The sequence below is a fragment of the Bacillus sp. EB106-02-03-XG38 genome, assembly GCF_058792175.1.
In genome coordinates, this window is sequence record NZ_JBYTED010000004.1 from 83,887 (window position 1) to 96,581 (window position 12,695).

A 12,695-nucleotide genomic window follows, 5' to 3' on the forward strand; every position below is an offset into this window, starting at 1 on the left:
AAATTATGTGTAAAGACAGCTGTGTAAGGAGGACTTCATGTGGGTAAGGTGAAAGAAATTTCGAAGCGAAAGCTACTTGGTATAGCCGGGCTTGGATGGCTATTTGATGCAATGGATGTTGGAATGCTTTCATTCGTAATGGTAGCATTGCAAAAAGATTGGGGATTAAGTACGCAAGAAATGGGCTGGATAGGCAGTATTAATTCAATTGGTATGGCAGTCGGAGCGCTCGTTTTTGGAATACTATCAGATAAAATAGGACGGAAATCAGTCTTTATTATTACATTATTACTATTTTCTATCGGTAGTGGTTTGACTGCTTTAACGACAACACTTGCGATGTTCCTTGTGTTACGATTTTTAATTGGTATGGGGCTTGGCGGAGAGCTTCCGGTTGCTTCTACATTAGTATCAGAGAGCGTTGAAGCGCATGAACGTGGAAAAATAGTTGTGCTATTAGAAAGTTTTTGGGCAGGTGGATGGCTAATTGCAGCTCTTATCTCGTATTTTGTTATTCCGAAATATGGTTGGGAAGTTGCGATGATATTGAGTGCAGTTCCGGCACTATATGCTTTATATTTAAGATGGAATTTACCGGATTCTCCGAGATTCCAAAAGGTTGAAAAAAGACCGTCCGTTATCGAAAATATAAAATCAGTTTGGTCTGGGGAATACCGTAAGGCAACAATTATGTTATGGATTCTATGGTTTTCTGTTGTCTTTTCCTATTATGGAATGTTCCTATGGTTACCTAGTGTAATGGTATTAAAAGGATTTAGTTTAATAAAAAGTTTCCAATACGTACTTATTATGACATTAGCTCAATTACCAGGGTATTTCACAGCTGCTTGGTTTATTGAACGTCTTGGCCGTAAGTTTGTTTTAGTTACGTATTTAATTGGTACAGCGTGTAGTGCTTACTTGTTTGGAGTGGCAGAGTCATTAACGGTATTAATCGTAGCAGGCATGTTACTATCCTTCTTTAATTTAGGTGCTTGGGGTGCATTGTATGCTTATACACCTGAACAGTATCCGACAGTTATTCGTGGTACAGGTGCAGGGATGGCAGCAGCATTTGGCCGTATTGGAGGTATTCTTGGGCCATTATTAGTAGGATATTTGGTTGCTTCACAGGCTTCACTATCACTAATATTTACGATTTTCTGTGGATCAATTTTAATTGGCGTATTTGCTGTAATTCTACTTGGACAAGAAACGAAACAAAGAGAATTAGTATAAGATGAGACTTTAATGAGTGAAGGATTTATTCCGCTATCGGTTCTTACCAATAGCGGAATAAAAGGGCAGGGGGAACCGTGAAGGTTTCCTTTTTTCTGTTTTTTTAGATAAATAATGGTATAGTAAGAAAAAGGGAATGTTCCTTATAAAAGCGAATGTATACAACAGGACATACGGACAAAAGAATTAGGTGGTTGAAGAAATGAAAATTTTACTAATCATGGAAGAAGCAGAAGAGCGAAGAAATTTAGCTGAAAAATTCACTGAAAATATAAGGAATGTAGAATGTTTTGAAGCAAATACGGGGACAGAATCATTACTTATCATGAAAAAGCATACGCCGGATTTTGTTTTTTTAAATTCGAAACTGCTAGATGGAACAGGTTTTGAATATGCAGGTTTATTACGTGAAGTAAATTGTTATACGAAATTTATTTTTATGGGTGAAGATATCGAAGAGTCCATTACGGCATTTCGTTTTCAAGCATTTTATTACTTACTACGCCCTTTTCGCGAAGAAGATTTGCAATTCCTTTTATATAGAATGGGAAAAGAACAAAGCGAGAAAGCAAAGAGTCATTTACGAAAACTACCGATAGAAGGTCAAGAGGGAATTCGGTATATTTTCCCTGAAGATATTGTATATGTAAGCAAAAATAAGGAAAACAAAACGGTTTCAATTTATACAACAAATAATCAGTATATTTCAACATATACACTTCAGGAACTGGAAAATAAGCTAAATGCATATGATTTTTTACGCGTGCATAAAAGCTATTTAATTAATATGTCATATGTACAAGAACTAAAACCTTATTATAATGGAACATATAATTTGTATTTAGATAAATATGATGAGCAACCAATTCCAGTTAGTCGTAATTATGTGAAAAAACTCCGAAATAAAATTGAATTGTAGCAGATAATGCGAAATTTTTAACATGATAAACTAAAAATCCTTCATGATAGGGAGGATTCAAATTAAATATTCAGAAAATTTAGTACAATCCCACTAAGAAATAGTATTGGGGGGATTGTATGTGAAAACATTGAAGTCGATTTTACTTTGGGGAGTTATTGCGGCAGTGGGAGCAGGTGCTTTTGGTGTAATAGCTTTATCACAAGGTGAAACTATTAATGCCGTGTGGCTCTTAGTAGCTGCGGTATGTGTGTATGCAGTTGCTTATCGCTTTTATAGTAGATTTATAGCGAGAAAGGTATTCGGTTTAGATAATAATCGGCAAACGCCAGCCCATACATTAAACGATGGAAAAGATTATGTTCCGACAAATAAGTGGGTATTATTTGGCCACCATTTTGCAGCAATTGCTGGAGCAGGCCCTTTAGTAGGACCGATTTTGGCGGCACAAATGGGATATTTACCAGGGACAATATGGATTATTGTTGGTGTAGTTGTCGCTGGAGCTGTGCAAGATTTTGTAATTTTATTTGCTTCGATGAGACGAAATGGTAAATCTTTAGGAGAAATGATTAAAGATGAAATCGGTCCTGTTACAGGGCTTATTGCAATGATAGGTATTTTAGGTATTATGATTATTTTATTAGCGGTATTAGCATTAGTAGTAGTAAAGGCGCTTGTCGGAAGCCCTTGGGGAATGTTTACAATAGCAGCAACAATTCCTATCGCTATTTTAATGGGAGTGTATATGCGCTACATTAGGCCTGGACGGGTTGGTGAAGGATCAGCAATTGGAATTATTCTACTTATATTGTCTCTTATCGGAGGACAGTATGTAGCAGAACATCCAACGCTTGCAAGTATGTTTACGTTTAGTGGCGAAACGATTGCTATTATGCTTATTGTATATGGATTTATCGCATCAGCATTGCCGGTTTGGATGCTTTTAGCACCGCGTGACTACTTAAGCACATTTTTAAAAGTCGGAACAATTGTAGGGTTAGCGATCGGTATTTTAATTGTAGCGCCAGATTTACAAATGCCAGCAGTTTCGAAATTTATTGATGGAACTGGTCCAGTATTCTCCGGAAACTTATTCCCGTTCTTATTTATTACAATTGCTTGTGGTGCGGTGTCTGGATTCCATGCTCTCGTTTCATCAGGTACGACGCCAAAAATGATTGAACAAGAGGGGCACGCACAGCCAATTGGTTATGGAGCAATGTTAATGGAATCATTTGTAGCGGCAATGGCGATGATTGCAGCTTGTGTATTAACACCAGGCACCTATTTTGCAATTAATAGTCCCGCAGCACTTATCGGTACGGATGTCTCTCAAGCAGCTCAAGTTATTTCTTCATGGGGATTTGCTATTACACCAAATGAATTAAAAGATCTTGCTGTGAATGTTGGAGAGCAAACGATTTTATCACGTACAGGTGGTGCGCCAACGTTAGCTATAGGTATGGCATATATTTTCTCACAAGTAATAGGTGGAACGGCTATGATGGCCTTTTGGTATCATTTTGCAATCCTCTTTGAAGCACTATTCATTTTAACAACAATTGATGCTGGAACGCGTGTAGGCCGATTTATGATTCAAGATATTTTAGGGCATGTATATAAGCCATTTGGAAAAACGGATTCTACATTAGCGAATGTAATAGCTACAACGTTATGCGTATTAGGATGGGGCTATTTCTTATACCAAGGGGTAGTTGATCCGCTTGGTGGAATTAATACATTATGGCCACTTTTCGGTATTGCAAACCAAATGTTAGCAGGTATTGCCTTGTTACTTGGAACGACAATTTTGTTCAAAATGGGGAAAAAGGCATATGTTTGGGTGACGCTTATTCCGACTGTCGGATTGCTTATTGTAACGATGACGGCGGGTTATCAAAAGCTATTTCATGAAAATCCTAAAATAGGATTTCTATCTCATGCAAAGGTATTTCAAGGGGCATTAGATGAAGGAAAAGTGTTAGCACCAGCTAAAAATGTCGCTCAAATGAAACAAATTATTTTTAATGATTATATTGATGCAGCGCTTTGCGGGATTTTTATGATTGTTGTAATTGCTGTATTAATTTCTGCAATTCGAATTTGGATTCAAGTGTTAAGAAATAAGCCAATGCCGCTAAAAGAGGCACCATATATACCTAGAGATGAAAGTGAGTCGAGGAACTATGCTTAAAAAATTGCGGCAAGTATGGGGGCAAAGAAAACACTTTATTAGTTTACTTGTTGGGGTACCAAGCTATGAAACATATGTAGAGCATATGAAAAAGCATCATCCAGAAGAAGAAGTTGTATGTCAAAAACAGTTTTTTGCAGAAGCGCAAGAAGCTAGATTTAATGCAAAGGGTGGAAAGATATCACGTTGTTGTTAATAAAAAGGGCGAATTTTCGCCCTTTTTTATTTATTTTTTGCTGTTTCACGTGGAACAGCAAAAAATAAATAAAAAACTTTGGGAATTATAGGTATCTCGTATACAATAAAATAAGGAAAGGGATAGATAGAAAAGTAGGGAGATTATTTTATGTTAAGGGACTTATTTGTAAATACAACAATTATTCTTTCCTTTATTTTTGTTGGAGGTCAAATTTTAAGAGATAAACCGTTAAAAGAAGGATTCTCTTTTTGGCAGAAATGTGTAGTAGGTATTCTTACTGGAATATTAAGTGTACTGTTGATGTATTTTGGTGTACATATTGAAAATATTATGTTGGATCTACGTTATTTAGCGGTTATTTTGGCAATTATAATCGGAGGTCCGATAGCTAGTAGTATAACAGTTATTATTATTTTGATTACACGGTTATTTTTAACCGAGTATTCTTTAGCCTCTGAATTGGCTTGTTATACTATTATATTGATAGGTGTTGGGATTACTTTCATTTGGCGGATGAAAGCTTCTATATTTACAAAGTGGATCTGGTTTAATGTATATAGTTTATTTATTTTAGCGGTACCACTTTCTATTTTATTTAAGGATATGTCTATAGTAGCACTATATTTAGTTTGTAGTAGTGTTGCAGCATATATCACATTTATAAGTGCAAATTATGTATTGCAATCCAATGAGTTGTTTCAAACGATGAAGCAATATGCAACGATAGATGCATTGACAGGTTTAGGAAACGTAAGACAGTTTGATTTAGAGATGAATCGTCATATTGGTAATAAGCGTATGAAAAATGATTCACTTTGTTTACTACTTATAGATATTGATCACTTTAAATCTGTAAATGATACGTATGGTCATCCTGCAGGAGACAAAGTGTTAAAACAAATAGGTTGTATTTTAAGAGAAATTTCAACGTTTCCAGATTTGGCATTTCGAAAGGGCGGAGAGGAGTTCGCGCTCTTGATACCGAAAAAGGGATTAGCTTATGGAATGCATATGGGAGAACAAGTACGTACAGCTGTTGAAAACCATTCATTCCAATTGTTGAATGGAACAAACATAAAAATTACAGTTTCAGTAGGTATTTCAGTTTATGAAGAATCACCAGAGCAATTTATTCAAGCTGCTGATGATGCATTATATTACTCCAAAAGAAATGGTAGAAATCAGGTTAGTTCTGCATCTTAAAGATAGGATGACCAGAAGAGTTTGTAAAAAAACACCCACAGAGAGAAAATACACACTCTGTGGGTGTTTTCATTTATATATTAAACAAGTTCTTTTGATGAAACGAATTTACGATATGCGCCGTGATGTGTTGGGCCTACGTATTCGTTGATCTTGAATGAATAACGGATAGCAGCTGTGATAAATTCTTTAGCAGTTTTTACTGCTTCTTTCACAGGTTTTCCTTTTGCAAGTTCTGCTGTAATTGCAGCAGAATATGTACAACCTGCGCCGTGTGTATTTGTTGTATCGATTTTTTCTGATTCTAGAAGATCAAAAGTTTCTCCGTCATATAGGACGTCGATAGCAGTTTCTGTACCAAGCTTGCTACCGCCTTTAATTAGGACGTATTTCGCACCTAAAGCGTGGATTTTTTTTGCTGCTTCTTTCATGTCTTCAAGAGAATTAATTTTTACACCACTTAATTGGTAAGCTTCAAATAAGTTTGGTGTTACAACTAATGCCTTTGGAACAAGGACGTCACGTAAGCAATCATTTGTTTCAGGATGTAATGCTTCATCAGCACCTTTACATACCATAACAGGATCAACTACTACATTTTTGAAATTATGTTTTTCGATTGTTTCTGCAACCATTTCAATAATTTCTACTGAGCCAAGCATACCTGTTTTTAAAGCATCTACGCCAACACCTTCAATTGTCGTTTCCAATTGTGGTTTTAATGTAGAAGCCGGGATTGGGAATACGTTATGTGCCCAACCGTTATGTGGATCCATCGTTACGATTGTCGTAAGAGATGTCATTCCGTATACACCAAGTTCTTGGAATGTTTTTAAATCTGCTTGTATACCAGCACCGCCACTTGTGTCAGAACCAGCGATAGTAAGTGCTTTATTCAATGTCATTATGAAAGCCCCCTCAAGTGATATAATGAAAACTATGTTTTCACCATTATATCAATGTTACGAATAAGTACAAAGTGAAAAGTAGATGATTTATTTTAAGGACTATTTAAATCTTGTATGTAGGAGTCGAATTATGTTTCAAGGGAATCGTACAAATGAATTAGTTATATTAAAAGAGATTGCAGAGACGTTGAACACATCAAATGATACATATCACGTGCTGCAAGCTGTGTTGGAAAAACTATTGAATGTAACAGGTTTAACGACAGGATGGATATTTCTTGCGGATGAAAATGGTAGATATACGAAATTAATCGATTACCGGTTACCAGAAGGATTGAGATTTGAAAATAAACGACCGATGTGCGAGGGGAATTGTTGGTGTTTACACCGTTTTGTGGAAGGGAAACTAGAGAGAGCAGTTAATATTATTGAATGTAAGAGAATTAATAACGCGATTGAATATAACTGGGGAGATACAGAAGGGATTGTACATCATGCCACAGTACCGTTAAAAGCAGGGGAAGATGAATTTGGCGTATTAAATGTGGCTAGCCCAGGTAAAACGCATTTTTCTGAAGAAGAGCTAGTGCTATTACAATCAGTTGCTTTCCAAATTGGAACAGCATTAAAACGTACAAAATTGTATGAAAATGAAAAGAGAAGGGCTCATTATTATGTAAAGTTAGAACGTTTTATTCAAGCTTTAAGGACGATTCATAAATTTAATGCATTGCCTGAGGAGATTGTAAAGCAAATAGGGGAATTATTTCTATGGGAGCAAGTTGTATTCTTTATTAAAGAAGAAAATGAACTGGCTGTAAGGGCTTCGTATAAGGTAGATGAGTTGCAAGAGGGTTTGAAATTAGCAGCACAGGAAGCGCTGAAAAAAGAAGAACCTGTTTTATTAAAGAGTCAGGTTGGGAACATAGTACATTCTAATCGTGCAGTTATTTCCATTCCTATACATATTCAAAATCATATATTTGGCGTATTAAGTGTAAGTTCGAATAATGGAGAATTTGATATAAATACGATAGATGTAGTACAAGCGTTAGCGAATCATATATCGTTAATGATAGAGAACTTAAGGTTAAATGAAAAACGCCGAGAACTTGTACGAATGGAAGAACGCAATCGCTTAGCTAGAGATTTGCATGATTCAGTTTCACAAAAGTTGTTTTCATTAACTTTTATGACGAAAGGCGCTGAAGCTGTCTTAAAAGGAAAAAATGAAAAAGTAGATCAGTCTTTGCATGAGATACGTGAGTTATCGCAAGGTGCGTTAAAAGAAATGAGGACTTTAATTTGGCAATTGCGTCCGGCGGGATTAGAGAAAGGATTATTACCTGCTTTAAAGCACTATGGTGAAAGTTTGGGATTGAAAATCCGGGAACAAGTTACAGGTGTTCGTGATTTGCCGCGCGTAGTAGAGGAAGCACTATGGAGAATTGGACAAGAAGCTTTAAATAACGTAAGTAAACATGCGAATGTTAGAGAAGCGACGATTTATTTCAAAGTGACGGAGAAGAATGTATCATTAGAAATAGTCGATCAAGGAAACGGCTTTGTAGAAAAGGATATAAAAGAGAAGAAATCACTTGGCATGACTACGATGCGTGAAAGAGTAGAATTAGTTGGTGGAACAATTAAAATTGTAAGTGATAAGAAAAGAACAAGTGTAAAAATAAACGTACCATTATGATGTGAAAATGAGGGAAGTTCGTGAAAATAAAAGTATTGTTAGTTGATGATCATACAGTTGTTTTAAAAGGATTAGCATTTTTCTTAAGTACACAGGAAGATTTAGAGTTAGTTGGAGAAGCAAGTAATGGGAAAGAGGGATTAGAGAAAGTAGGGGAGACACATCCTGATGTTGTACTAATGGATTTATATATGCCCGAAATGGATGGTGTTGAGGCGACAGGATGTATTAAAAAAGAATACCCGGATGTGAAAGTAATTGTATTAACTAGCTTTTCTGATCAGGCACATGTTTTACCAGCATTAAGGGCAGGAGCAAGCGGATATATTTTAAAAGATGTAGAACCGGATCAACTTGTTGAAGCGATTCGGAGCGCATATAAAGGTAATATTCAATTACATCCTGATATAGCAAATGCTCTTCTCTCTCAAACATTACCTGTAGAAGAAAAGGAGGAAGAACCTTCTATTCAAGTGGATGTGTTAACAGCGAGAGAAAATGAAGTGTTGCAGCTATTAGCAAAAGGGATGAGTAATAAAGAAATTGCTTCTGTTTTAGTTATTACAGAAAAAACGGTAAAAGCTCATGTAAGTAGTATTTTGAGTAAGTTGAATTTATCTGATCGGACGCAAGCTGCATTATATGCAGTGAAAAATGGAATTGTATAAGACAAAAGTCGTAAGACCTAGTTCGCCTTTAGAAGGTGGACTTTTTTTATGGAAAAATACGTCTATGTGAGGAAGAAATTGTCTTGATATAAAGATAAAATATGTTTGTAAGCAACAAAACAACAATTACAAGGGATACCTTTTTTTGACAGCATATAACAACATAAGAGTGAGTAGTAGGAGGAAAAGACAATGGCAACAGTTTTATTTGTAAAAGCAAACAATCGCCCAGCGGAACAAGCAGTTAGTGTGAAATTATACGAGGAATTTTTAGCAAACTATAAAGAAGCACATCCAAATGATACAGTAGTAGAACTTGATTTATATAAAGAAGAATTACCATATGTAGGCGTAGATATGATTAATGGTACATTCAAAGCAGGTAAAGGATTTGATTTAACGGAAGAGGAAGCAAAAGCAGTAGCGGTTGCTGATAAGTATTTAAATCAATTTTTAGAAGCTGATAAAGTAGTTTTCGGTTTCCCATTATGGAACTTAACGATTCCAGCAGTATTGCACACATATATTGATTATTTAAACCGAGCTGGTAAAACGTTTAAATATACGCCAGAAGGTCCAGTTGGTTTAATTGGAGATAAGAAGATTGCATTATTAAATGCGCGCGGCGGCGTATATTCTGAAGGGCCAGCAGCAGAAGTGGAAATGGCTGTTAAATATGTAGCAAGCATGATGGGCTTCTTCGGCGCAACGAATATGGAAACAGTAGTTATTGAAGGACATAACCAGTTCCCAGATAAAGCAGAAGAAATCATTACAGCTGGCCTTGAAGAAGCAGCTAAAGTAGCAAGTAAATTTTAATTGAAAATAGAATCGTCACTCGAAAAAAGTAGCATTAACAGATAAACGTTAATGCTACTTTTTTATACTTTAAGTTCGTCGGCCAGTTTTTCTAGCTGAATTCTGTCTTGTATGTAATAGGTTCTGCCGTCTTTTTTTAAATAATTTTGTTGGCAAAACTGGTTTATTACATATAAAAGATGCCGGTAGCTAACATTTAAGTATTCCGAAGCCTCGGTATGTTTTTCTGTATAGCTGTTATTTTGTTCTGTTAATAGAATAAATGCCGCTAACCGGTTTTCGAACGGATAACTATTATTTTTTGCGTAACTTTCTGTTCGGGTAATTGTTTTTTCGCCGATAAATTTGCATAGTTTCTGTAGAAAGGTAGCATCTTGCAACAAAAGATGCTGGCAATCTTTAAGAGGAAGCGCTAGGCATATACAATCTTCAATTACTTCTACCGTTTTTGTAACGGATTCCACACCAATTAACCCTAATTCTCCAATGAACGAAGGTGCTTGAATAAAGTTAATTAAGGAGACCTTCCCGTTCTTATGACTCATATAGATTTTCGCCTTCCCGGAAATTAAATAATAAAGATAAGGAACGTCAACGCCTTCCCTACATATCCTTTCTTTCTTTTGAAAGGAATGTAGTTCAGCATACGGTAAGACATTAAAAGAAAAAAGAGTATGGAAGTTGGAAGTTTGCATGTAATGAGAGATTTCTTCGCTATTTTTGCTAACTTTCATGTTTTCACCTCATGTTTAGTATGAGATATCTCCTATTATGTTTACAAGAAGGAATGATACGATTTACGTAAATTTATTTTTGTAGAAAAGAGAGTGTGAAGGGCTTATGAAAAAATATAAAACATTGTTATTCGATGTAGATGATACATTGTTAGATTTTCAAAAGGCTGAGAAAGTGGCGTTACGTATGCTGTTTGAAGAGAGAGGGATTCCTTTAACTAGAGAGGTTGAAGCGCAATATAAAAAAATTAATAAAAGTCTTTGGGAAGCTTTTGAAGAAGGAGAACTAAATCGTGATGAAGTCGTAAATACACGTTTTTCGATTTTGTTGAAAGAATACGGGGAAGAGGTAGATGGAATATTATTCGAAAATAATTATCGTAGCTACTTAGAAGAAGGAAATCAGCTCATGCAAGGCGCATTTGAATTGATAAGTCAAATTCAAAGTGAGTATGATTTATATATAGTGACAAACGGTATTTCTAACACGCAAGATAAACGTTTACGTAATGCAGGATTACATCCCTTGTTTCAAGATATTTTTGTTTCTGAAGATACAGGATTCCAAAAGCCGATGAAAGAGTATTTTGAGTATGTTTTTGAACGAATTCCTAATTTTGTTCCTGAAGAGGGGCTCATTATTGGAGATTCGTTAAGTGCTGATATTAAAGGTGGATATGTAGCGGGAATTGATACTTGTTGGTTTAATCCAGAAAAGAAATTAAATGATAGCGAGATTGTGCCGACATATGAAGTGCAAAATTTTGAAGAGTTATATGCATTATTGAAGCAACGTGTGTAATACAAAATAGGCAGTGGAACTTCTGTCCCTACTGCCTATTTTTATTCGTTTATAGCTTTGTTGTTTTTAGGAAGAGGAAATGCATTACCAATCGCTGCCGCTCCAAGCATCGGTAATAATAAATTGAGTGGGAAAAACATGAGTAATAGTAATGTTATAGCAATTGGTTTTCTTAATGCATAGCTTGAAATTGCTGTCGTGACGATGGCTACCGAAGCGATTGGATCTATCGGGATAATGGAAGCTATAGCATATCCGATACTAGATCCAGCAAATATGATGGGGAAAATATGTCCGCCGCGCCAACCTGTATTTAAGCAAACGGCAGTAATACATAATTTTAAAATCCCTGAAAGAAGTAGTACCCAGAAGGATAAATGGCTCCATTCTAAGACTAAATCTTTTAATTGATGTTCTCCTGAGAATAACGTGTACGGGAGAAAGGTTCCTGTAATTCCTAATAAAATACCACCGATAATACCAAGTGCTAGTTTATATTCTTTTAAGGGATGGATTAATTTCTCTAATGTGAATTCTAATTTGAAATAAAAGAATCCAACTATAGCGCCAATACTAGCAAGTGGGAGAAAGGCAATCCATTCGTTAAGAGAAAGAGAACCTTCTCCGAAATCAACGATAAAGGACCCGCGATTATCGAATTTACTAAGTAATAAATAAATGGAAAAACCAGCAAAAGTAGTAGCTAAATATACAATTGCTTTTTTTCCTTTAGAAAATTCGTTAATTTGGTCACCCTCATTTTCATTTGGAGCTAAATAACCAAATAGCGGCGCGTTAAAAATTACACTTAAAGTAGCGCCAATTCCAACCTCTGTTAGTTCATTCATTCCCTTTAAGGCGAATGTAAAACGATCCCCTACCCATGTACAAAGTCCACCAATAATGCCAACAAGTGCCGCTTCGGGGCCTAAGCTAGCTCCAAAGATTAAAACGATAATCGCAGTTAAAGTAGCTTTATGTACAAAGCGGTATTCAATTCTACCTGTTTTTTTATATTCACTCATCACTTCTGGCATAAGACGTGGGTATGTGCCGAAATACTTTTGAGTTAAACCAACGAGAATACCACCGATAGTTGTGACGCAAATAGTGTAGTAAGGGGGAGAAGCGAAAATAGTAGGTAAGTACTCCCAAATAAAGTGAATGCCGATATTTATTGTAACTAAAAATAACCAGACTGTTGCTCCTACTATAGAGCCTAAAAGAATGCCGTATAGGACGAGTATATAGTGCATGTCCTTTGTGCTTGTCATGTTATACCTCCGTTATGTAAGTTGTAATGTT

General features: G+C 35.8%; 12 protein-coding genes. 9 read left to right on the top strand and 3 right to left on the bottom strand.

Annotated features, from left to right (window positions below; translation table 11 throughout):
- Window positions 1-39 precede the first annotated feature (39 nt).
- The 5 genes from AC3WTI_RS19190 to AC3WTI_RS19210 all read left to right on the top strand — a co-directional run bounded on the left by AC3WTI_RS19190 (window position 40) and on the right by AC3WTI_RS19210 (window position 5,757).
- Window positions 40-1,239 carry an MFS transporter gene (locus AC3WTI_RS19190; protein WP_087959111.1) on the top strand — a complete coding sequence of 400 codons (1,200 nt, stop codon included), beginning with the start codon at window positions 40-42 and terminating at the stop codon, window positions 1,237-1,239.
- A 202-nt stretch (window positions 1,240-1,441) separates the two neighbouring features.
- Window positions 1,442-2,158, top strand: coding sequence for a LytR/AlgR family response regulator transcription factor (locus tag AC3WTI_RS19195; RefSeq protein ID WP_087959112.1), 717 nt, complete (start codon window positions 1,442-1,444; stop codon window positions 2,156-2,158).
- A 121-nt stretch (window positions 2,159-2,279) separates the two neighbouring features.
- On the top strand, window positions 2,280-4,355 hold the full coding sequence (cstA, locus tag AC3WTI_RS19200) for a carbon starvation protein CstA (RefSeq protein ID WP_087959113.1): 2,076 nt from the start codon (window positions 2,280-2,282) through the stop codon (window positions 4,353-4,355).
- Window positions 4,348-4,551, top strand: a complete 204-nt coding sequence (locus tag AC3WTI_RS19205; RefSeq protein WP_016085393.1) for a YbdD/YjiX family protein — start codon at window positions 4,348-4,350, stop codon at window positions 4,549-4,551. Before cstA ends, AC3WTI_RS19205 begins: the two co-directional genes overlap by 8 nt.
- A 150-nt stretch (window positions 4,552-4,701) precedes the next feature.
- On the top strand, window positions 4,702-5,757 hold the full coding sequence (locus tag AC3WTI_RS19210) for a GGDEF domain-containing protein (protein WP_098904133.1): 1,056 nt from the start codon (window positions 4,702-4,704) through the stop codon (window positions 5,755-5,757).
- 80 nt (window positions 5,758-5,837) lie between these two features.
- Here AC3WTI_RS19210 and pdxK read toward each other — a convergent pair whose 3' ends face one another.
- Window positions 5,838-6,662 (bottom strand): pyridoxine/pyridoxal/pyridoxamine kinase, encoded by an 825-nt coding sequence (gene pdxK, locus AC3WTI_RS19215; protein WP_087959116.1) that lies wholly within the window; start codon window positions 6,660-6,662, stop codon window positions 5,838-5,840.
- Window positions 6,663-6,795: 133 nt separating this feature from the next.
- On the opposite strand from pdxK, the gene AC3WTI_RS19220 reads away from it, so the two are divergent.
- The 3 genes from AC3WTI_RS19220 (at window position 6,796) to AC3WTI_RS19230 (ending at window position 9,854) form a co-directional block, all read left to right on the top strand.
- The gene (locus tag AC3WTI_RS19220) at window positions 6,796-8,367 is read left to right on the top strand and encodes a GAF domain-containing sensor histidine kinase (RefSeq protein WP_087959117.1); all 1,572 of its coding nucleotides are present in this window, start codon (window positions 6,796-6,798) and stop codon (window positions 8,365-8,367) included.
- A 20-nt stretch (window positions 8,368-8,387) separates the two neighbouring features.
- Complete coding sequence (locus tag AC3WTI_RS19225) at window positions 8,388-9,035, top strand: response regulator (protein ID WP_087959118.1); 648 nt, start codon at window positions 8,388-8,390, stop codon at window positions 9,033-9,035.
- A 192-nt stretch (window positions 9,036-9,227) separates the two neighbouring features.
- Entirely contained in the window at window positions 9,228-9,854 is a 627-nt protein-coding gene (locus tag AC3WTI_RS19230; protein WP_087959119.1) for an FMN-dependent NADH-azoreductase, read from the top strand.
- A gap of 62 nt (window positions 9,855-9,916) precedes the next feature.
- On the opposite strand, the gene AC3WTI_RS19235 is transcribed toward AC3WTI_RS19230, so the two are convergent.
- A complete protein-coding gene (locus tag AC3WTI_RS19235; RefSeq protein ID WP_087959120.1) occupies window positions 9,917-10,588 on the bottom strand; it encodes a transcriptional regulator YeiL in 672 nt (223 codons plus the stop codon).
- A 106-nt stretch (window positions 10,589-10,694) separates the two neighbouring features.
- Here AC3WTI_RS19235 and AC3WTI_RS19240 point away from each other — a divergent pair, with 106 nt between their 5' ends.
- Entirely contained in the window at window positions 10,695-11,390 is a 696-nt protein-coding gene (locus AC3WTI_RS19240) for a YjjG family noncanonical pyrimidine nucleotidase (protein WP_144488453.1), read from the top strand.
- A gap of 41 nt (window positions 11,391-11,431) precedes the next feature.
- On the opposite strand, the gene AC3WTI_RS19245 is transcribed toward AC3WTI_RS19240, so the two are convergent.
- Entirely contained in the window at window positions 11,432-12,664 is a 1,233-nt protein-coding gene (locus AC3WTI_RS19245) for a chloride channel protein (protein WP_087959122.1), read from the bottom strand.
- Window positions 12,665-12,695: the final 31 nt, after the last annotated feature.

Bases quoted from the DNA above. Each gene is read 5' to 3' on its own strand.
- AC3WTI_RS19195 (WP_087959112.1), top strand. From the start codon at position 1,442: ATGAAAATTTTACTAATCATGGAAGAAGCAGAAGAGCGAAGAAATTTA.
- AC3WTI_RS19205 (WP_016085393.1), top strand. From the start codon at position 4,348: ATGCTTAAAAAATTGCGGCAAGTATGGGGGCAAAGAAAACACTTTATT.
- AC3WTI_RS19210 (WP_098904133.1), top strand. From the start codon at position 4,702: ATGTTAAGGGACTTATTTGTAAATACAACAATTATTCTTTCCTTTATT.
- pdxK (WP_087959116.1), bottom strand. From the start codon at position 6,662: ATGACATTGAATAAAGCACTTACTATCGCTGGTTCTGACACAAGTGGC.
- AC3WTI_RS19220 (WP_087959117.1), top strand. From the start codon at position 6,796: ATGTTTCAAGGGAATCGTACAAATGAATTAGTTATATTAAAAGAGATT.
- AC3WTI_RS19230 (WP_087959119.1), top strand. From the start codon at position 9,228: ATGGCAACAGTTTTATTTGTAAAAGCAAACAATCGCCCAGCGGAACAA.
- AC3WTI_RS19235 (WP_087959120.1), bottom strand. From the start codon at position 10,588: ATGAAAGTTAGCAAAAATAGCGAAGAAATCTCTCATTACATGCAAACT.
- AC3WTI_RS19240 (WP_144488453.1), top strand. From the start codon at position 10,695: ATGAAAAAATATAAAACATTGTTATTCGATGTAGATGATACATTGTTA.
- AC3WTI_RS19245 (WP_087959122.1), bottom strand. From the start codon at position 12,664: ATGACAAGCACAAAGGACATGCACTATATACTCGTCCTATACGGCATT.